The organism is Mesorhizobium sp. ORS 3428 (assembly GCF_001854785.1).
Taxonomy (GTDB): domain Bacteria; phylum Pseudomonadota; class Alphaproteobacteria; order Rhizobiales; family Rhizobiaceae; genus Mesorhizobium.
This window is the reverse complement of record NZ_MDFL01000157.1, coordinates 1-20,577: the sequence shown is the minus strand read 5'-3', so window position 1 is coordinate 20,577 and position 20,577 is coordinate 1. Positions and strand designations below refer to the sequence as shown.

Below are 20,577 nucleotides of genomic sequence, written 5' to 3'. Positions count from 1 at the left end.
TTCTCTCGAATTCCTGTCCAAGTCGGCCAGTGTCCATGAAAAATGAACCTATCCCATGAAAATAGATGCTGCAAGCTGGATTTTGCCGAAAACGGATTCCACAATGTTGCTGAGAGGTTTCGCTCAAGATTTCTGCTACGACTGGGCCGTCTTAACGCAGGGTGGCAGCGTGCCGAACGTCTCTGTCGGGGCGAAACGAACGCCGCGATGAGTAGCCCCTTCTGGCGTCGCATTTGCGCGATCGCGAAATCGTCACCGTGACCAACGGYCACCTCGCGACCATTGCCTGGACCGGCAGGAAGAACCGCCATCGCGTCAAGAAACTGGGCTAAGAGGGCGGTACCTGTCTGGGTAATCGCTAGGGCTCGGTTTCAGTAATGCTCGATGGGTCGGGATTCCCCACGGTCGAACGCCGCCGTGCGGCGGATCGGTGATGAAGCCGCTGCTCGCCCGCGTGCAACGACGTTGTACCTGAGCCGACGGCGAACCCTGGACTTCCTTGCAGGACGACCGAAACAGGCTCATGCGTGCTGCAGCTATGAGCGTTCAAGCATGAACGTCGCCTGCACATTCGCCCGTATCCCGATCTCGAACGTCATCCAGCCTGTTGTCGAGGCTTCCAATCTCGCCTCGCTTCCATGCGATGATCTCTTGGGGTGTTGTGGAATTGATCTCGGTAGCAACCGCTACCAGATCAAGCTTGTCACGTTGACCGCTGTCAGCGGAACGATAGGGGTCGCGGATCGGGTGTGGTCAATTCGGCATCGGTGAACAGATTCGGGAAGAGCCTCTCGCGATAGTCCAGCGGGAAAGCAATTCGGACAGGGGCTTTGGGCGTTTCGGACTTTAGGAAGCCTTGTCTAACCATTGCTGCCATCGTGTTCCGTGCCGTTCTTTCCGATGTCTTGAGAACGAGATGAACATCACCGCGCTCGAGTGATCCGTGTTTGAGGACTGCCGCTAAGAGATCGGGCGCGCGTTTGTCTGCGCTGATGTCCTTGACGAGTAAGCGGTACCGATCTTCCAGGCGACCAAGGTCGAAAATCGCTGTGGAGAAGCGTATTTGGTCGAGTGCCACGGTAAGGAACCACTCGCAAAAGTCCTTGAGAGCTGCTTCCGAGAGATTGCCCCGACCATCGAGGTCTCCGCGACGGGGGCTGTCTGCGTGGTCCATCATCCGTTTGTATTCGCCTCGATCCTTGAGACCGCGGGCCAGGCCTCTGGAGATCGACCACAAGCCATGTCCCCCGATGCCTGCTTTCAGCGCCATCGCGTGCGWCATCAACCGGGACACACGGCCGTTGCCGTCAGGGAACGGGTGGATGTAGTTGAAACGATGGTGAGCGGAAGCGATGGCAATGATACGGGTGCTCGCCCATTTTTCCGCTACTCCAAAACGCTTTGAGAAGTGCGCCATGAAGGCCTCGACCCGATCTGAAGAGGGTGGCTGATGTCTTCCGACAACCACGTCGTCGCTCGCAGTCTTTCTGAACTCACCGGGAACGATCTCGACCTTCGATCCATCTGGTCGTTCCATGAACCTGAATTCTGCGGGCATCTCGTCATAGAACATGCGATGCACCGAAGCGATGAACTCAACCGACGTCGGGCTCGGCAAATCTCCTTTGGAGTACATCTCATCGATTTTGCGCTGGACGATAACGTGCGCCTTGGCCTCGAGCGCCAATGCTCGCCGTTCAGGTTCCACCTCTGCACCCGCCAGTGCCTTTTCGATGTCCTTGGGACGCGTGTTGTGCCCCTCGATCAGGTTCGAGTAGTAGCAATTCATCATCCGAACCAGGTCGGCGAGTTCCGCAGCCGATTCTGGATGGAGGCCACGCCCCAAATTGTCTGCCTCCCTCTGCAGTTCTACCRTGAGGTCCGCTAAGACGGACGGGATGGTGTCCTGGAAAAAACAGGGCTCGATACGAGCAGGCGTTTCAAGCATTTTTTGCCGATCCTAAAAGATCCCAATTGCCTTTTATGTAAGGCACTTACGTCAGCAATAGGCAAGGGGTTGCCGATTATTGTTGCCGATCTTCGTTGCCACATCGCAGTGTGTACGCCGCAGGAGTGKGGCGAGGGCCTAAGCGAATGCCCTGCAATCTCGATACGGCAAATCGCCCCCCAGTTGTCTAACGTCGCCGATCTTGCCTGGCGCGAGGACAATCGCCGGAAGAGTAACGGCCAGCTGACGGCGCTGGTCCTGTTCGCCGCGATGCGGAACCCGACCTCGAGGAACTTCTGCGGCTACTGGCAGGGGAACAGCCCGCCCGATCCGGACTTCGAGGACTTCGACAGGCCGTTCGCGCCCGCCTGAGCCTCAGGCAGCGATCTCCCACAGGCGGCGGTGGCCGTCCAGCATGCCAGCGCGGCGGACGCGCCCAGCCTTCTGGAGAGCATCAAGGATCGATGACAGGCGGTTTGCCGATGAGGGCGACCCGGGGGTCGTCTCCAGAAAGGCCGTGCCTTGTCGCGAATTCCTGGGCGCATTCGGYGGTCGACAGCGGCCGCCTGACGGTGCGCAGGATCTCGAGCGTCATCTGTCGCTTGTTCGTCCCGCCGATAAACTTGTCGAGTTCCTTCCCGCTCATGGCCGTGGGCGGACGGCCGCGGCGCTTCCGCGGCTGCTCGTCCGGCTTCCATTCCGGCTCGTAGATCGAGATCACCTTGTCGACGGCCGCGATCTGCGCCTGCAACTGGCAAGCGCCGCCACCAGCTCGCGGGCACGCCCTGCCAGCTCGCTTCGTTTGCCCTTCAACTCGTCGGATTAGACTTCTGGTGGCGGTTGCTACCTGTCATCGCAATTACCTGGATGCAGCTCTTCATCCGTTAGAACGAGCGTTGGAAACGCAGGATGCCGCCGACGCTGTTGTTTTTGTCGGCGTTAGTCCAGTTCACGTTGGAAGGGTCCACCATGCCGACGCCAAAGTCGCCGCAGTGGTCATAGTCGACTTCGGCTGTTACCGTGAAATCTGGAATGAGCGTATAGGCGACGTTCGCAGCGACACCATAGTTCTTGAACCGATCACCCGAGACCTGAAGGTTGAAGACAGTTGTCTCGTTGAACTTGTAAGTGGCGCCAGCCCAGAAGGCCCAGTTGCCGCCCCAAGTTTTATAGAAGCCGCGGCCGTGAGCGTCGATTGCATTAGTGGAACCATTGTTCAGCCTGCCATTGGAGCCGTAGCCTAACATTCCGAATAGCGACAGCTCGCTGGTGACATTGACGTCGACGCGGACTTTGGCGGCCACCGATCCGTAGTTGCTATCATAAGCCGYAACCCCGGTGATCGCGCCCCACTGTTGCGTGTATTTCAGGCCGCCGACCACGTGCGGTACGTAGCTATCGATGGTGCCGACCACGCCTTCGCCTTCTTCAAGGGAAACCACGRCCGAAAAGCCGTCGCCGGCGTCAAAGTAGTACTGGATGACGTTGGTTTCCAAATCACCGTAGGGAACGAGCATCTGATTGAGCACGTTRCCGGGATAGCCAATAAACATGTCGAAGGCCGACCAGTCCTTACCAATTCGAAGGTCGCCAAGCTGGATCCAGGCGAAAGTCAGGCTGAGATCCCTATTGGAGGCATAGTTTTGAGTACTGTCTGGATCTGAATAATCGTTTAGGTTACCAAAGTTCATTTGGGCTTCGGTATAGGTCTTCAACGTGCCGAACTCGGTTTCCCGGTTCGTCCAGGTCTTCACCGTGAAGCGTGCATTCTTCTTCCAGGTTGCATTGGCGCTGCCGTCCTCGTGGTCGGTTGCCTTTGCGCCATCCAACGAGCCGACGTCACCCAAGCCGATGTCATAGCGGACATAGCCGCCGATGCGCAGGCAGGTTTCGGTGCCTGGGATATAGAAGAAGCCTGCGCCATAGACGTCGCAGATGTTGACGTATTCGTCCGCAACTGGCTCGGCGTCGACGGCGCGTGYGTCGGAAACTGCAATGAGGGTCGCAGCTGAGCCGAGAAGAAGGCTCGTGATCTTCATTCTGGATCTCCGTTCAAAGATATAAAAGAGGAAGGGCGTCAAAGAGCGGATCCTTCCCTTATCCCCACGATCTTAAAGTGAGGCGCAATGCCCTGCGCCTTTCACAGTGTAACGAGCCCGTCATGACAATTGTTCAAGAACAGAGGCGAAGAAGCTGAATCATATCGTTAAACAGCGTGGCATCTATAGATCTGTTAACTGCTGCCATACAACACTGTGAACCAATCGCCATAGTCATCTCCGCTAGTTGTGAGGAGACCCTCACAAYGRCTTCCAAAGTTGCATTCGCAAGTGACGTRCCATCCGGCGACGCAGCTGCGAGTTGACACTCAAGTTTGCCGGCGGAGCTTGGTTCGCGGCTTCCTTCTCTTTTTGCCTTGAGATCAAGCCGGCCACGAAATGCCAAGGTTTCGGATATGGTCGTGTGTTCGATATGCGACAGGTCTCGTTCAAAGGCGACAGCCTTTGTTTGCTGTGAGCCTCGATTATTGAGACGTCATGCGGCGGCACCGCTCGGTACGTCAGGCGGGTGCCGCACGACGCTGACATAATGGTCGTGAGCGAGACTGGGCATGTGATCCTTGCAGCGCGGCCCACTCCGTGAGCGTTATTGCCGTTTTCTCAATTCACCTGAATCGCTTGGCAAATTGACCAAGGACGGGAAAGTGGACATCGAAAACGGTCCTGTTAGCGCTACGGGCGGCAGCATCGCTTCGCGATTCGCGCGGTTGCTGTCGCATTCGATGCTTTTCCCGACCGGGCTCCCCTTAACGAGGGGTAGGTGCGACGGCAACCAACACGCGGTGAACAGGGCGTGTGCGTTGCACACGAGCCTCACGGCTGCCGTACTCGTTCGCGAGACTCGGCCATGTTGCGAAATCGGCCGCGTCTGATCATGCAGCAGGACTGCGATTGYCCAACGGCAACCTGGCGCTGGCAGTGCTTTCTCAGTTGAACTTGATGCTAGCCTGGCCGAACACGCCGTAGCGTTCAACCTCCCAATGCTGGACCTGCGGCCAACCACCGCCCGGCGTCCTCTCGAAATGAGCGGCGCCAGCAGCTGCCGTGCGCCAGTAGCGGCCGCCGACGCCGATGTTGAACAAATCCGTGACTTTGTAGTTCAACATTGCCTCGAGTTGGACGCCATGTCCGTTGCCGTCTTCGGGCATCGGATTGATCTCTGGGCGCAGATGGTGCTGATCCTTGCCGTCAAGCCGCGTCAACAGCACTGCGACGTCACCGGAAAGGGTGAGTCGTTCGGTGAGTTGCGTCTGCCCGGCCAGGCCTAGTCGCAGCGAATGCCAATCGTTATCCTGGCTGATGACGCCCATATTGTTCGTAATGGCTGGTACGCAAATCCCCGGATTGGCCGCCTGCTGCGCGCAATGGATGGTATGGTAGCTCTCGTTCCAGAAATTGTATCCGACATAAGCACCCATGCGGTAACGCGGCGTGTTCCAGAAATTATATCCGAGGTCGGCGGTGAAATACGTGATGCGACCGTTGTGYTGATCGGACAACGTGCTCGAATAGGATYTCATGGACAAAGAGGGGTGCACGAAATCCTCGTCAGTAAGAGAACCCTTGGGGATCCCGCCCGCACCGAGGAAGCCCTTGACGAAGATGCCAGTCGGATTGTGGGTCGCGTTGAGGAAGACTTCGCCCGAAAGGGCACCGAGATCGTCRTATGTGAGCCGCGACACCATCACCGTGCCACTGCTGTCGTAGAGGTCCTTCGATGCTTCGCCGCTACTGTACCAGTAGCGTAGCCCGCCCTCGAACGAAAAGACCGGGGCCACTGCGTCGGCTCGCACCGCCGGTTCCGCGAACACCGGGCCGTCGGCTGCGGCCGCACCCGCCGACAGACCGCAAAGCGCGACATATATCAAAAGCATTCGCCGCATCGGCAGATTCTCCTTTGTGTTGATCTTCGGGTTCTGGCGCGGACATCCACAAAATTGRCCAGCTTGGACCGACTGCGGAGTTGGTCTMCAGGCAAAAGGACAGCGTGGCAAAGTGCCTCGCAGCCATGGCCTGACTGTTGCTTGCCGTGCGGCCGCTTGCTTCTTCTGCTCCGCGATTGTCTTACGGTACGGCCTGATCCCAGCAGACAGCATGGGGCGAACATTGCAACACTCTCCGCGAGACGCGTTTAGCGACACTCGCAGCAACATGCGTGCCAAAGAAAGAACTCATGAGACGCATGCCAACCGATCGCCGCATGTCCGACATTCGTCTCGGCTCGCACAATGTCAAAGCATCCTGTCGCAAGTTGTCGGTGAGGGGGTTGCGGCATGAAAGCTCTTCAAATTCTGCGGATCTTGTGACCTTCAAAGTCCCCGGTTCGACCGATTCGCGGATGCCACGCCGGCAGATTTCCCAAGGTCGGCCATGGCGCGGAAGCCCCTCGCGCGAATCCGGGCGTCGCCACAGTGAAAACCTCGCTTGGCGGGAACAGCGGCCCGGCTCGTYGTCGGAATCCGACTGGTGGAGCCAGGTCGGGCTTCTGGTTCCGATCATTCGACCGCGGCGGGATCGCCCGTTAGCTTTGTCTTGATCCACATCAGTCCACGTCGGATGCCATGCTCGAGCATGGCTGTTGCCACTCGCGTCGCCAACCGTGGCTTCCCGCTCGCGGACGTACAACGAGGCATCTCGCCCAGGCGTGCCGACAGCTAGTTTATGAAAGAACTATCGACCGGTTCCCTTCAAATTCCTGCAAGGAATTCGACAAAATCGCGACGCCGCTTTGCCCATAAGGCGCGAAGAATTGCTAACTAATTGAAATTTAAGCCACCGCTGCGTCTGGCATGACGTTTGCTCGCTGCCCGTACATGTGAAGACGTTATACAAAAATATGAAGACGTTACAAAAATATAATGCGCGCTCGATTCGATTTACCGAAAGGCAAGAGAATAAACTCCGTAAGAATGGAGAAAGACAAATGACAAGTGTCATGGCGACAGCTGCTTTGCTTATGGCTTCGACGTTCGCGGTTCRCATTGGACAAAAGGAACCAATGATGCGCCGCGTACTCGCAGGTATACCGAGACATATCCGTGAAGCCGCCAGAACGCGCTCCCTCTGTTAAATGTGAATGTGGACGCTTCTTCGTTTCCTATCCTTGCCGCAAGTTGAACCAACTGCCTGATGGACGTGCATCTGACGACTATGCATGCCAGACGCAATACGCGCCAAATACCCTTTTGCGCAGCGCTTAGCATGGTGCCGCCCCGAACCTTGGTCCCGCGCTTGCGCGACAAGGCTCAAGCGTCTCGTTGGAAAATCACAGGGGCCATGATGTTCGGAAATTCACCTGGGTCAGTCCACCTCTTGAAACGTGAAAGGAGCAAAACCAGTTCGGCATGCGCGCGCGATGCCGCAAAAGTCGCGCGAACCCCATTCTGGCCCTGCGGGGTCGGGTCCGGGGAGTCTCTCGCAATCTGTTTGTCCTAAAGGAGAACGACATGAAGTTCCGTCCATTGCATGACCGCGTACTCGTTCGTCGCATCGAGGCCGACGAAAAGACGGCCGGCGGCATCATCATCCCCGACACGGCCAAGGAAAAGCCGCAGGAAGGTGAAGTTATCGCCGTCGGCCCAGGCGCTCGCGATGAGAGCGGCAAGCTCACCCCCCTCGACGTGAAGGTCGACGACCGCATCCTGTTCGGCAAGTGGTCCGGCACCGACATTAAGCTCGACGGCGAAGACCTGCTCATCATGAAGGAAAGCGACATCTTGGGTGTGATCGAGGTTCCGGCCTCAGCCAGGCAAGCCGCGTGACCGAAACTGACCGACACAAACAGTAAACAAGAACTGCCTCTTCTCAGGAGTGAACCATGGCTGCCAAGGAAGTGAAATTTCATTCTGATGCCCGCGAGYGCATGCTGCGCGGCGTCGACATTCTCGCCAATGCGGTGAAGGTGACGCTTGGTCCCAAGGGCCGCAACGTCGTCATCGACAAATCGTTCGGCGCCCCCCGCATCACCAAGGACGGCGTCACCGTCGCCAAGGAGATCGAGCTCGAGGACAAATTCGAGAACATGGGCGCGCAGATGGTGCGCGAGGTCGCGTCCAAGACCAGCGACATCGCCGGCGACGGCACCACCACCGCCACGGTGCTGGCGCAGTCGATCGTGACCGAGGGCACCAAGGCAGTCGCGGCCGRCATGAACCCGATGGATTTGAAGCGCGGCATTGACAAGGCGGTAGAAACGATCGTCGCCGATTTGAAGGCCAAAGCCCGCAAGGTGACGAAGAACGACGAGATCGCACAGGTCGGCACGATCTCGGCCAATGGTGACGCCGAGATCGGCCGCTTCCTCGCGGAGGCCATGGAAAAGGTCGGCAACGAGGGCGTCATCACCGTCGAGGAAGCGAAGACCGCCGAGACCGAGCTCGAAATCGTCGAAGGCATGCAGTTCGACCGCGGATATCTGTCGCCCTACTTCATCACCAACCAGGAGAAGATGCGCGTCGAGCTCGAAGAGCCCTATGTGCTGATCCACGAGAAGAAGCTTTCCAACCTGCAAGCGCTGCTGCCGGTGCTGGAGGCGGTGGTGCAGTCCTCAAAGCCGCTGCTGATCATCGCCGAGGATGTCGAGGGCGAAGCGCTGGCGACGCTGGTGGTCAACAAGCTGCGCGGCGGRCTGAAAGTGGCCGCCGTCAAGGCTCCGGGCTTCGGCGACCGCCGCAAGGCTATGCTGGAGGATATCGCCATCCTGACCGGCGGCACGGCGATCAGCGAGGATCTCGGCGTCAAGCTCGAGAATGTCACGCTGGAAATGCTCGGCCGTGCTCGCAAGGTGGAGATAGAGAAGGAAAACACCACCCTTGTCGACGGTGCCGGCCATAAGGACGAAATCAACGGCCGCGTAGCTCAAATTAGGGCCCAGATCGAGGAGACCACCTCCGACTACGACCGCGAGAAGCTGCAGGAGCGCCTGGCCAAACTCGCCGGCGGCGTCGCGGTGATCCGTGTCGGAGGCTCGACCGAAGTCGAGGTCAAGGAGCGTAAGGACCGCGTCGATGACGCGCTGCACGCCACTCGCGCGGCGGTCGAGGAAGGTGTCTTGCCGGGCGGCGGCGTTGCACTGCTCAGGGCAGCAACGGCGCTCGACAATGTCTTTATCGACAACCCAGACCAGAGGACCGGTGTCGAGATCGTGCGGCGCGCCATCGAGGCTCCCGCTCGCCAGATCGCCGAAAACAGCGGGGCGGAAGGCTCCATTATCGTGGGCAGGGTTCGCGAGAAGCCTGAGTTCGGCTATGGCTGGAACGCGCAGACCGGCGAGTATGGCGACCTCTTCAGCCAAGGCGTGATCGACCCCGCCAAGGTCGTGCGCACGGCGCTGCAGGACGCCGCCTCGGTCGCCGGCCTGCTCGTCACCACCGAGGCGATGGTGGCCGAGAAGCCGAAGAAGGAAATTCCCGCCCCGCCGATGCCGGGCGGCGGCGGCATGGATTTCTGACGAGCGCCACTTTCTTTCTTATCGTGGGAGAGGGCGGAGCTACCTTACCAATGGTCCGTTCGCCCTCTTCCAGGCGTCGATTCCGCCCTCGATGTGGCAGGCTGATGTGAGGCCCTGATCCTGGGCGGCCTGCACCGCCATGGCCGAACGCTCGCCGAAGGCGCAGTAAAGCACAAGCCGCTTGCCAGTGGAACGGACGAGCTCGTGCAACACGCCGCCGGGAGYGATGTTTTCTTGCAGCCTCGGGTAGGGCACATGCAGCGCCCCCGGAATAATGCCCTGGCGTTCGCGCTCGGAGCTTTCGCGCAGGTCGATCAGCGCGACATCCGGCTTGCCGACCAGCGCCAACGCTTCGTTGGCATTGGCCGCCCAGCCGCGCCGCGCGACCTCGTCCTGCTGCAGCCCGATCTTCATATTGGCGGGCACGGCGACATCCATCATTTTCGGGTTGGCGAGCTTCAGATTGTTCATGATCTCGACATACTCCTCGACCGACCTCACCTGCAGGCGCGGATTGAAGGCCTTCTCCTCGCCGATTGTGGAGACAGTGTCGCCCTTGTAGTCATGCGCCGGGTAGACCAGCGTCGCATCCGGCAGCCTGAGCAGGCGGCCGAAGATCGACTCGTACTGGTGTCGCGCATCGCCGTTCGGGAAGTCGGTGCGGCCGGTGCCACGGATCAGTAGTGTGTCGCCAGTGAACACCCGGTCGGGCAGGACGAAACTGTAGGAATCGTCGGTATGACCCGGTGTGTGGACGACGTCGAGCGCCAGCCCCTCAATGGTCAGCCTGTCACCGTCGGTAAGCCGCATTGATACCACGTCGGCCTTGGTCTGCTCGCCCATCACCGTAATGCATTGCGTTTTGTCGCGCAGCACRCCAAGGCCGGTGATGTGGTCGGCATGAAGATGCGTGTCCACCGCCTTGACCAGCCTCAGATCGAGCTCACGCACGAGCTGGAGATAATGGTCGACCTTGTCCACAACCGGATCGATGATCAATGCCTCRCCGCCTCGGCGACTGGCAAGCAGATAGGAATAGGTGCTCGAAACGGAATCGAACAGCTGTCGGAAGATCATGATTTGCTCCATATCGTCTGGTCGCGATCTTTTTTTGCGGCTTGTCATGCGACTCTACCGCTACCCTGCGGCGCCACTCAGCGCTCGCCGATCAGGATGGCCTCGAAGTTCGTCATAGCCTCCTCACGGCGGGTCAAGACACCACGTGGACGGGGACGGGAAACACCGCATCGGCTCATGCGTGCGCCAGGGACAAGTCACGCCCGGAAAACAAGCGCAGGAGTAGCCAATGCCTGATTGGCTTCATCATGGATCGAGAACTGTAACGGCCATGCGTCGAGGTCGACCGAGTAGGTCAGACGCTCGCGTATGTGATTGTCCTGGTCGAACGCGACGATCCGCGGCTTCGGCGCTGCGATATGCGCTTCGTTCAGGTAGATGGAGTTGCACACGATGATCGGGTCGCCAGGCTGGCAGGTGCGGGCGGCAGCACCATTGAGGATGCAGCATCGTGACCCGCGCTCGCCTAGGATGACATAGGTCGAAATCCGCGCCCCGGAATTCTTGTTCCATATTTCCACGAATTCCATGGGCAGGATCCCGGCTGCCTCGCAGTGGTCAGGGTCGAGCGTTATCGAACCATGGTAGTTGAGGTTTGCTTCAGTGACGTGGATGCCGTGGAGTTTGCCAGCGACTACTTTTCGCATTGGTCTGTTGTCCTTTTTTGCGTCCCGCATGAATAGTCTTTATGTCGTGTCGGGGCCGGCGCGCGGCTACATTCCGACCACGAGCGCGCCGCCGTTGAGACCGGCGCCCGCTGCCGCCAGAAGGATTTTCTCACCCCGCCGGAGTGGCTGCGCATGATTGGCGAGCGACAACGAAAGCGGGATCGTTGCGGCCGAAGAGTTACCGTATTCGGCGATCGTCTTGACGATTGCCTGGTCATTAATGCCGAGGTTTCGGCCGACGGCATCGAAAATGCGGRCGTTGGCTTGATGCGGGACGAACCGGTCGATGTCTTGCGGTCGCATTTGAGCTTTRGCGAGCGCGTCCCTTGAACATGCCGTCATCATCTCCACGGCTTTGGCGAACACTTCGCGGCCGTCGACGATCGTCATGCGCGTCTGCGCGAGATCGAGGTCGTTGTCAAAAGGCGTGTTGCTTCCTCCGGCGGGGATCTGGATCAATCCGTAGCGCGAACCGTCCGAATCCACCGAAGCGCCGAGAATGCCGCGTTCTGCATCCTCGCTGGGACCGATCACGACTGCCCCGGCGGCATCAGCAAACAGCACGGCGCTGGCGCGCTCGGCCGGGTTGATGCGGCGGCTCAAAATGTTGGCGGCAATGACAAGGGCGGGTCGACCGTGCACGCGGGTGAACCCGTCGGCGAACATCAGCGCATAGATGAAACCGGCGCAGGCGCCGGTCAGGTCGATGGCACCGGCGCGGCCGAGCCCGAGCCGGTGCGCGACCAGCGGCGCGCTCGGCGGCAGGAGATGGTCGGGGGTTGACGTGGCGAGCAAGAGAAGACCGATGTCGCTCCGATCGATACCGGCATTTGCCAGCGCCATGTCGCCGGCGAGCGCGGCAAGGCCCGAAAGCGTGTCTTCATCAGTCGCCCAGAAGCGCGAGCGAATTCCTGTGCGCCGTTCGATCCAGCCTGGCTCGAGGCCGAGATTGTTCTCGATCTCGGCGTTTTCAACCTTGCGCCCAGGCACTTGATGGCCAAGCCCGAGGATGCGCGAGGACCTGCTCATGGCTTGGATCCGAAGCGTTCGCCGGCCTCCTCGATGGCGTCATAAAGCCGATCGAGCTCGGCGCTGGTTACGCAATAGGGTGGGAGCAGATAAAGCACATTGCCGAGCGGGCGCACCAGCAATCCCTGCTCGAGGAAGAATGCCCGCAACTTTGGACCGATCTCGGCCAGATAGCCGGGGGATGCGGTACCCAGATCGAGCGCAGCGATCGTGCCGGTGATCCGGCGGTCGGTGAAGCAAGCATTGTCGTGAAAGCGCTGAAGGCCAGCGGCCTGCAGCGCGGCGAGCGCCGCGATCCGTTCGATAACAGGCTCGTCCTGCCAGATCTCGACGTTTGCGAGTGCCGCCGCGCACGCAATCGGATTGGCCGTATAGGAGCTCGAATGGAAAAAGGTCTTCTTCCGGTCGACCGAATAGTGGGCCTGGAAGATGGCGTCGGTCGCCAGCGTCGCGGCGAGCGGAATGGTGCCGCCGGTCAGGCCCTTCGAGGTGCAAAGGATGTCGGGCGAGATATTCGCCTGCTCGCAGGCGAACATGGTTCCGGTGCGTCCCCAGCCGGTCATCACTTCGTCGGCGATCAGGAGCGTGCCCGAAGCCTCGGCAATCCTCTTGAGTTCAGCCAAAATCCAGCCCGGATACATCAGCATGCCGCCGGCGCCGAGCACCAGCGGCTCGACAATAAGCGCGGCTGCGCGCCGGTCGCGAGAGACGACCTCGAACCGATCCAGCGTTTCCTGCTCGCGTCCCGCAGCCGGGAAGGGGATGGTGTCGACTTCGAACAGCATGGGTTCGTAGGCGGCGTTGAAGACACCGCGCGCGCCGACGCTCATCGTGCCGATCGTGTCGCCATGGTAGCTGTGCTCCATGACGACGATGCGCGAGCGCGGCGCGCCAATATTGCGGAAATAGCCGAGCGCCATCTTCAGCGCGACCTCGACCGAGGTCGAGCCGCTGTCGGAATAAAACACCCAGTCGAGTCCCGGCGGCGCGAGATTCACCAAGGCTTTGGCAAGGTGTTCGGCCGGCTCGTGCRTGAAGCCGGCGAAAATGATCTGGTCGAGGCTGGCAGCAATCGTCTCGATGGCCTTGACGATGCGCGGATGGCGATGGCCATGGGTGACGACCCACCAGGACGAAATGGCGTCGAGGATGCGGGTGCCATYGGCCTTGTGGAGATAAGCGCCTTCAGTCCGGACAATTTCGGGCATCGCCGGCTCGAGCGCGTGCTGGGTGAAAGGGTGCCAAACGCGGGATTGCGACATCATTGACCGCGTGCAATCGGCGAGAGATCGAAGCCCGAAACCATCGCTTCCCTCAAGGTTTTAGATGTCAGCGGATCAAGGTGCGGCAGCCTGCCGAGCTGCCGCACATTGCCAAATTCCACGATCGTCCTTTGGCTGTCCGCCATTTCCTCGCCGATGAAGGCGACGCCGATGAGCGGGATGGCACGGGCCCTGAGCGCCTCGATCGACAACAATGTGTGATTGATGGTGCCGAGGGCGGTGCGCGCGCAAAGAATGACCGGCAGTTGCCATTCCCCGAATATGTCGATGAATCTTGTCTGCCGATTGAGCGGTACCATCACTCCGCCAGCGCCTTCGATGATGAGCGGGCCTGGCAAGTCCGGCAGCGAGAGCTTCGCCGCCTCGATTGCGACGCCGTCGATTTCGGCCGAACGATGCGGCGACAGTGGCGTCTTCAGACGATAGACTTCCGGCAGGATGCGCCCCGCCGGCAGGCCGGAAAGCCGGGCAACAGCCTCGCTGTCTGTCTCTTCGTCGAGGCCCGATTGCACCGGTTTCCAGTAGAAGCCGTCGAGCAGGCCGGCGAGGCCCGCCGAAAACACCGTCTTGCCGATGCCGGTATCCGTTCCGGTGATGACTATGCCTCTGCTGATGTCRCTTCGGGTCATGTCACCTTTGGTCATTCTGGGCCAACGCCTCGACAAGCGCATCGATCATGGCGGATATGGYGGCTTTATCGACGTTGAGCGTCAGCGATATGCGCAGGCGCGACGTCCCTTCCGGCACAGTCGGTGGACGAATGCCGCGTATGTCGAAGCCGCGGGCCTGCAGTGCCGCCGCCACCGCCATGGTGCGCCGGTTGTCGCCGATGATAATTGGCTGGATCTGCGAGCCGCTGGGCGCTGCGCCGAGGCGCTCGGCCAGCTGCCGGCCCGCAAATGCAATAATTTCATGCAACCGGAGACGACGCTCTGGTTCATCAGACAATATCGCGAGCGCCTCGCGCGCGGCCACGGCCATCAGCGGCGATGGCGCGGTGGAATAGATGAACGGACGGCAGCGGTTGACGAGATAGTCGCACAGTGTCCTTGGGCCGGTGACGAAAGCGCCAGATGCGCCGAGCGCCTTGCCGCATGTATGCAGCGCGAGGACGTTGTCGCGCCCCTCGAAAGCGACGGCAAGGCCGCGGCCGTCCGGTCCCCAGGCGCCGGTAGCGTGCGCCTCGTCGACAACGATGAACGCCTCGTGCCGGTCGGYGAGCGCGACAAGGCTCTCCAAAGGCGCGCAGTCCCCACTCATGCTGTAGAGGCTTTCGACCGCGATCCAGACGCGCCCCATGCCGCCTTCGGCGCGCCAGCGCGCGATGGCGTCCTCGACGGCGTCGAGGTCGTTGTGCGCTGCCAGAACGAACTCCGCGCGTCCGGCGCGCGCACCCTCGTGCATGCTGGCATGGGCGAGCTCGTCGAGGACGAGTAGGTCGCCCTTCTGCGGCAGCGTCGTCAGAATAGCGAAATTGGCGATGTAACCGCCGCCGAAGAAAAGCGCGCGCTCGGCCCCGAAAAACGCCGCAGCGTGAGCTTCCAATTGCTCATGCTCCGGCGCGTTGCCGCGCAGCAGCCGCGATCCTGTTGCGCCGACCGGCGTGCCCCTCGCGATCGCAGCCACAACCGCGTCGCCAAGCCTCTTGCAGGCGGCAAGCCCGAGATAGTCGTTCGATGAGAAGTCGAGCCCGGCGCGCGGCGCAAGCCGCCGCAGCCGGCCCCTGCGCGCCAGTCCCTGTAAGGTCGCTTCGTAGCGGGCAAACGGTGCCTCGTTCACTCAGCCTCCAGTTCCATCCGCTCGATGCCCAGACGCCGAAAAAGCAGCGTATCCTTGTCCTGGCCGGGATTGCCCGCCGTCAGCAGCGTGTCGCCGACGAAGATCGAATTGGCGCCGGCAAAAAAGCACAGCGCCTGCAGCTCATCGGTCATGGCGGTGCGGCCGGCCGAAAGGCGTATATATGATTTCGGCATCATGATGCGGGCGAGCGCAATCATGCGCACGAACTCGATCGGCTCGATAGGGCTGGCGTCGGCAAGTGGGGTGCCAGCGATCGGGATGAGCATGTTGATCGGCACGCTGTCGGGCGGCTCCGGCAGGTTGGCTAAAGTCACCAGCATGTCGATGCGGTCCACCGGCTCTTCGCCCATTCCAACAATCCCGCCGCAGCAGACCTTGATGCYGGATTGGCGAACGTTCTCGAGCGTATCCAGCCGATCCGCAAAGCTGCGCGTGCTGATGACCTCGCCGTAGTAGCVCTCCGACGTGTCGATGTTGTGGTTGTAGTAGTCGAGCCCCGCCTGCTTGAGCCGCTGCGCCTGTTCGAGGTCGAGCATGCCGAGCGTCATGCAGGTCTCCATGCCGAGCGCCTTAACGCCCTCGACCATGGCGACCACGGCGTCCATGTCGCGCCCCTTGGGGCTGCGCCAGGCGGCGCCCATGCAATAGCGCGTGGCGCCCRCATCGCGCGCCTTCCTGGCCTCAGCGACGACGCGCTCGACCTCCATCAGCTTCGAGGCCTTGAGGCCCGTTTCGTGATGCGCCGACTGACTGCAATAGCCGCAATCCTCGGGGCAGCCGCCGGTCTTGATCGACAGCAGGCGTGACAGCTGCACCCGGTTGGGATCGAAATTTTCGCGATGGATCGTCTGCGCCCGAAAGAGCAGGTCGTTGAAGGGCTGGTCATAGATTGCCTGGGCTTCCTCTCGCGTCCAGGGCGGAAGCGCCCAACCGAGAGGGTCCGATGTCAGGTTCGGGCCAAGTTCCGCGTTCATTCCACCTCCATAAGCAAAAAACGTTTGGCTATCAGCCAAGAAAGCGGACTTCGGAGCCCGTCATGATCTGCTCACCAGCGCCGGCACGCGCAGTACGTCGTTGGATTCATTGAGTATGGAAAAACCGTACCCTCCGCCTGCATCGCGCTCTACCGAATAAGTGAGGCGGTCGACGATCCGATTATCCTTGTCGAAGGTCAGCACACGCGGTTTGAGCGCGGTCAACTCGCTCTCGTGCACATAGACCGAGTTGCAGATGATGACCTGGTCGCCTGGCTGGCAGGTGCGGGCCGCGGCACCGTTAAGGATGCAACAGCGCGACCCGCGATCGCCGAGGATGACATAGGTCGAGATCCGCGCGCCCGAATTCTTGTTCCAGATCTCGACGAATTCCATCGGCAGGATGCCTGCCTCCTCGCAATGATCGGGATCGAGCGTGATCGAGCCGTGATAGTCGAGATTGGCCTCGGTGACGTGGATGCCGTGCAGCTTGCCGGCAACGATTTTGCGCATCCCTTCCTCCAAAGCGACTTTCGATCCTTTGCCCCGGTGCCTCGTTTTCTCGGCGCCTATCGCGTGCTTTCTCCGGCTTGAGTGCAAGAACGCTCCCTTCTGATCGCGTCGCAGGATTCGGTGAAGGCGACATCCAACAGGCAACCGAGTGCTACCAGTCCGTGAGAGGCAGCCATCTGGCGCAGTTCGTCGAGCCGACAGATGATAAAGCCAAGTGCTTCCACGCGGTCCTCTGTTTGCCCCTGGCCCGTCRCTTTCTCCTCGCCGCTAGAACTATGCGGTGCGCCAAGGAGCTGGCCTGGGTCGGCGGTCGGTGGAACTAAGGACGTGGTGGCGCGAGTTAGCCTGCGGCCAAAGGGGTTCCTACGGTCCCGGCTCATGTCCTCTCCCTCAGTTCAGATGCCTGCGGCAATTCCGGTCTGCCGGCATATCCAGGCCAATGTCGAGAATGGGAGCGCTGTGGGTAAGCCAGCCGACCGAGATGAGATCGACGCCTGTCGCCGCGATTGCGGGAGCCGTTTTCAGGGTCACCCGGCCCGACGCCTCGGTGACAGCTCTGCCTCCGACCATCGCCACGGCCTGCCCAAGATCCTCGAGTGACATATTGTCGAGGAGAACGGCGTCGACGCCGACTTGGAGCGCCATCTCAAGCTGCTGCAGCGTGTCGACCTCGACCTCGATTTTGACCATGTGGCCTACCGCACTACGCGCCCGCTCGATTGCGGTACGGATGTCGCCGGCAATGGCGATGTGGTTGTCCTTGATGAGCACGGCGTCGTCGAGCGCGAAGCGGTGATTGGCGCCGCCGCCGGCGCGCACGGCATATTTTTCAAGGGCACGCAGGCCTGGCGTTGTTTTTCGCGTGCATACGATCTTGGTGCTATGGCCGCGTACCGCGTTTACAAGCGAGGCCGTCGCCGTTGCGATGCCACTCAGCTTGCATAGGAAATTGAGCGCGGTCCGCTCGGCCGTCAGCAGGCTGCGCGCCGGTCCGCTTACGACCGCGATTGTCTCCCCTGCGGAAACTTTGCCACCCTCGGGGCATCGCAGCTGCATACTGATCCCAGGATCGACCAGCAGAAAGGCAAACATCACCAGATCGAGCYCGGCGACAATGCCGGCCTGGCGGRCATTCAACGCCAGCGTCGCTTTGCAATCGGCGGGGATGATGGCATCGCTGGTGATGTCGCCGGCTCGGCCCAGATCCTCCAGCAAGGCTGCGCGGACGATCGGCTCCATGACAATCTGGGGAAGCGGCGCAAGTGAACTCATCTCAGAGGCTCCGTTCGGCTGCTTGCCAGTTGAGCGCGACGGCCTTCTCGAAGGCTGTGCAGAGCGTCAGCCGGGAGGGGAGGGGGTCAACATCGCGCCTGGGAAAATCGGACCGGTAGTGAGAGCCGCGGCTTTCCTCGCGCCGAAGTGCCGCGATCGCGATCAACATGGATACCAGCGCCGGATCGGCCGCCGCTGTCTCACCAACAGCGGTCGGCAGTAGAGCTGCGATCGCGTCGCGCAGCCCCTTGCCTGTCCGGATGATGCCAAGCGCATTGGAGACGAGTTGGCGAATGGGTGAAGGGTCGGGTCGCATAGGAACCATTGCTGGGAGTCTAGACCACTGCCAGCCTCGGCAAGTGCCGGCGACACTTGCCGCTACCCAGGCCGCTGTCGCGACTGCTTCGGCCAGCGAGTTGCTGGCGAGCCGATTTGCTCCATGCAGTCCGGTGCAGGCGACCTCGCCGCATGCCCACAGACCGCTAACGGAACTGCGCCCGTCAGCGTCCACGGCCACACCGCCCATGTGATAGTGGGCGGCCGGGCGCACGGGGATCGGCTCCACGGCCGGATCGATGCCGGCCTGCTTGCAAATCCCCTCGATCGCCGGGAAACGTTTTGCGAATTTTTGCCCGAGGCATCGGCGGGCATCGAGATAAACACGATGCCCAGCGGCGAGATGATGCGCAATTGCGCGTGCGACCACATCGCGCGCTGCGAGCTCTGCGCCAGGCGTGTCGGCAAGGAAGCGCAGACCATGTTCATCAGTCAGGACCGCGCCTTCGCCCCGTACCGCTTCACTTATAAGTGGCATTGGCCTGCGCTCCGTGTCGAGCRCCGTCGGATGGAACTGCACAAATTCGAGGTCGGCGAGCTCGGCGCCGGCACAGGCGGCCAGCGCCAGCCCGTRGCCAAACGAAGAAAGCGGGTTGGTTGTGTCGCAAAACAGGCCACCTATACCGCCGGTCGCCAACACCACACGGCGGGTGGGCAAGGCAAAGACGCYGCTGTTCAGCACAGCCAGCACGCCAACGGTGCAGCCCTCGGCGACCACCAGCCGAAGGGCTGTTATGCCTTCCATGATTGTGATCGAACGGGTGCGCCGCGCCACGGCAAGCAGCGCATGAAACAACTGATGCCCTGTGGCGTCAGCAGCATGAACGATCCGGCGCCGTGAATGGGCTGCCTCCAGGCCAAGCCGCAGTTTCCCATCCAAAGCGCGGTCGAAGGGAGCACCAAGACGAATGAGGTTCTCGACCRCGTGAGGGACGGCCTCGACCACTCGCCTGGCTATTTCTTCGTTGCAAAGCCCATCGCCGACGGCAAGCGTATCGGCAAGGTGCAGGTCAGTGCTGTCGTCCTCGCCAAGGCTTGCCGCAAGCCCACCCTGCGCGAGTGTGCTCGAGGCATCCGTCCCAAGTGGTGTCCTGGAGAGGAGGATGACCGGCTCTGGCGCCAGATGCAGCGCCGTCATCAGTCCGGCGAGGCCAGCGCCGATGATGACCGGCGCCCCACCGATGTCATGGATGTAGGTCGTCATACGAAGAGCATGCGCTCGACGGCCCAGCGGGCGCGCTCGGCGACACGGGGATCGATCGTGACGATATGTCGGTTCTCCTGGAGCGCGCTGCGGATATTGCCTAGCGTAATGCGCTTCATGTGCGGGCACAGGTTGCAGGGACGCACGAAGTCCACGTCAGGATGCTCGACCGCGACATTGTCGCTCATCGAGCATTCCGTCATCAGCACAACACGCGCCGGCTTATGCCGTCCGACATAGTCGGACATCGCCGCCGTCGAACCGGCGAAGTCGGCCTCGGCGACGACCTCCGGTGGGCATTCAGGATGGGCAAGCACCGTGACGCCGGGATGAGCCTCGCGCAGCTCGCGAATGTCGGCCGCGCTGAAGCGTTCGTGGACCTCGCAGCGTCCCTTCCAGGCGATGATCTCGACCTTGGTCTGCGCCGCGATGTTTTTCGCCAGATATTCGTCGGGCAGCATGATGACGCGCGGCGCATTGAGCGACTTCACCACCGCAAGYGCGTTTCCAGAGGTGCAGCAAATGTCGGACTCGGCCTTCACGGCTGCAGAGGTGTTGACGTAGGTGATGACCGGAACGCCAGGATAGCGCTGCCRCATCAGCCGCACGTCCTCGGCGGTGATCGAGTCGGCCAGCGAACAGCCGGCGGCGAGATCTGGGATGAGCACGGTCTTGCCGGGATTGAGGAGCTTCGCCGTCTCAGCCATGAAATGCACGCCGGCGACCACGATCAGATCCGCATCGACCGTCATCGCCTCGCGAGCCAGTGCCAGGCTGTCGCCGACAATGTCGGCCACGCAGTGAAAGATTTCGGGCATCTGATAGTTGTGCGCCAGGATGGCGGCGTTGCGTTCGCGTTTCAGCGCCAGGATGGCGTCGATGTCATCGGCAAAGGCCGGCCATTCGACTGGCGGGATAACGCGCCGGACGCGCTCGTAGAGCGACGCGGCCGTAGGTAACGCGC

General features: G+C 61.0%; 18 protein-coding genes. 3 read left to right on the top strand and 15 right to left on the bottom strand.

Going from position 1 to position 20,577, the window contains the following annotated elements; genetic code table 11:
• Positions 1–718 precede the first annotated feature (718 nt).
• Complete coding sequence (locus ORS3428_RS26270) at positions 719–1,948, bottom strand: Fic family protein (protein WP_071101195.1); 1,230 nt, start codon at positions 1,946–1,948, stop codon at positions 719–721.
• Positions 1,949–2,131: 183 nt separating this feature from the next.
• On the opposite strand from ORS3428_RS26270, the gene ORS3428_RS26265 reads away from it, so the two are divergent.
• A complete protein-coding gene (locus ORS3428_RS26265) occupies positions 2,132–2,320 on the top strand; it encodes a hypothetical protein (protein ID WP_040982589.1) in 189 nt (62 codons plus the stop codon).
• An 82-nt stretch (positions 2,321–2,402) separates the two neighbouring features.
• Here the strand turns inward: ORS3428_RS26265 and ORS3428_RS26260 are convergent, their stop codons facing one another.
• The 3 genes from ORS3428_RS26260 to ORS3428_RS26250 all read right to left on the bottom strand — a co-directional run bounded on the left by ORS3428_RS26260 (position 2,403) and on the right by ORS3428_RS26250 (position 5,891).
• Complete coding sequence (locus ORS3428_RS26260; protein ID WP_071101194.1) at positions 2,403–2,699, bottom strand: hypothetical protein; 297 nt, start codon at positions 2,697–2,699, stop codon at positions 2,403–2,405.
• Positions 2,700–2,832: 133 nt separating this feature from the next.
• Positions 2,833–3,987, bottom strand: a complete 1,155-nt coding sequence (locus ORS3428_RS26255; RefSeq protein WP_071101193.1) for a porin — start codon at positions 3,985–3,987, stop codon at positions 2,833–2,835.
• Positions 3,988–4,934: 947 nt separating this feature from the next.
• Complete coding sequence (locus tag ORS3428_RS26250; protein ID WP_157895993.1) at positions 4,935–5,891, bottom strand: omptin family outer membrane protease; 957 nt, start codon at positions 5,889–5,891, stop codon at positions 4,935–4,937.
• 1,563 nt (positions 5,892–7,454) lie between these two features.
• Between ORS3428_RS26250 and ORS3428_RS26245 the strand changes: the two genes are divergently transcribed.
• Positions 7,455–7,769: a co-chaperone GroES gene (locus tag ORS3428_RS26245; protein WP_040999456.1), complete on the top strand. Its 315-nt coding sequence runs from the start codon at positions 7,455–7,457 to the stop codon at positions 7,767–7,769.
• 56 nt (positions 7,770–7,825) lie between these two features.
• Positions 7,826–9,457, top strand: a complete 1,632-nt coding sequence (groL, locus tag ORS3428_RS26240; protein WP_071101191.1) for a chaperonin GroEL — start codon at positions 7,826–7,828, stop codon at positions 9,455–9,457.
• Positions 9,458–9,496: 39 nt separating this feature from the next.
• Here the strand turns inward: groL and ORS3428_RS26235 are convergent, their stop codons facing one another.
• The 11 genes from ORS3428_RS26235 to nadA form a co-directional block, all read right to left on the bottom strand.
• Entirely contained in the window at positions 9,497–10,534 is a 1,038-nt protein-coding gene (locus ORS3428_RS26235) for an MBL fold metallo-hydrolase (protein WP_071101206.1), read from the bottom strand.
• A gap of 197 nt (positions 10,535–10,731) precedes the next feature.
• Entirely contained in the window at positions 10,732–11,181 is a 450-nt protein-coding gene (gene panD / locus ORS3428_RS26230; protein WP_071101190.1) for an aspartate 1-decarboxylase, read from the bottom strand.
• Positions 11,182–11,247: 66 nt separating this feature from the next.
• Positions 11,248–12,231 (bottom strand): beta-ketoacyl-ACP synthase III, encoded by a 984-nt coding sequence (locus tag ORS3428_RS26225; protein ID WP_071101189.1) that lies wholly within the window; start codon positions 12,229–12,231, stop codon positions 11,248–11,250.
• A complete protein-coding gene (locus ORS3428_RS26220) occupies positions 12,228–13,493 on the bottom strand; it encodes an adenosylmethionine--8-amino-7-oxononanoate transaminase (RefSeq protein ID WP_071101204.1) in 1,266 nt (421 codons plus the stop codon). The genes ORS3428_RS26225 and ORS3428_RS26220 overlap by 4 nt, the downstream gene beginning before the upstream one ends.
• The gene (gene bioD / locus ORS3428_RS26215) at positions 13,493–14,128 is read right to left on the bottom strand and encodes a dethiobiotin synthase (RefSeq protein WP_071101205.1); all 636 of its coding nucleotides are present in this window, start codon (positions 14,126–14,128) and stop codon (positions 13,493–13,495) included. Before bioD ends, ORS3428_RS26220 begins: the two co-directional genes overlap by 1 nt.
• 16 nt (positions 14,129–14,144) lie before the next feature.
• Complete coding sequence (locus tag ORS3428_RS26210; protein ID WP_071101188.1) at positions 14,145–15,293, bottom strand: 8-amino-7-oxononanoate synthase; 1,149 nt, start codon at positions 15,291–15,293, stop codon at positions 14,145–14,147.
• A complete protein-coding gene (gene bioB / locus ORS3428_RS26205; protein ID WP_071101187.1) occupies positions 15,290–16,288 on the bottom strand; it encodes a biotin synthase BioB in 999 nt (332 codons plus the stop codon). Before bioB ends, ORS3428_RS26210 begins: the two co-directional genes overlap by 4 nt.
• A gap of 60 nt (positions 16,289–16,348) precedes the next feature.
• Positions 16,349–16,801, bottom strand: coding sequence for an aspartate 1-decarboxylase (gene panD, locus ORS3428_RS26200; RefSeq protein ID WP_071101186.1), 453 nt, complete (start codon positions 16,799–16,801; stop codon positions 16,349–16,351).
• A gap of 390 nt (positions 16,802–17,191) precedes the next feature.
• A complete protein-coding gene (gene nadC / locus ORS3428_RS26190; RefSeq protein WP_071101184.1) occupies positions 17,192–18,073 on the bottom strand; it encodes a carboxylating nicotinate-nucleotide diphosphorylase in 882 nt (293 codons plus the stop codon).
• Between the two features lies 1 nt (position 18,074).
• On the bottom strand, positions 18,075–19,613 hold the full coding sequence (locus ORS3428_RS26185) for an L-aspartate oxidase (RefSeq protein ID WP_071101183.1): 1,539 nt from the start codon (positions 19,611–19,613) through the stop codon (positions 18,075–18,077).
• On the bottom strand, positions 19,610–20,577 hold a 968-nt coding region (nadA, locus tag ORS3428_RS26180; protein WP_071101182.1), incomplete at its 5' end, for a quinolinate synthase NadA. The genes ORS3428_RS26185 and nadA, both read right to left, overlap by 4 nt.

What these genes read in the sequence shown, in the direction of transcription:
- ORS3428_RS26245 (WP_040999456.1), top strand. Translation starts at nt 7,455, where the DNA reads ATGAAGTTCCGTCCATTGCATGACCGCGTACTCGTTCGTCGCATCGAG.
- panD (WP_071101190.1), bottom strand. Translation starts at nt 11,181, where the DNA reads ATGCGAAAAGTAGTCGCTGGCAAACTCCACGGCATCCACGTCACTGAA.
- panD (WP_071101186.1), bottom strand. Translation starts at nt 16,801, where the DNA reads ATGCGCAAAATCGTTGCCGGCAAGCTGCACGGCATCCACGTCACCGAG.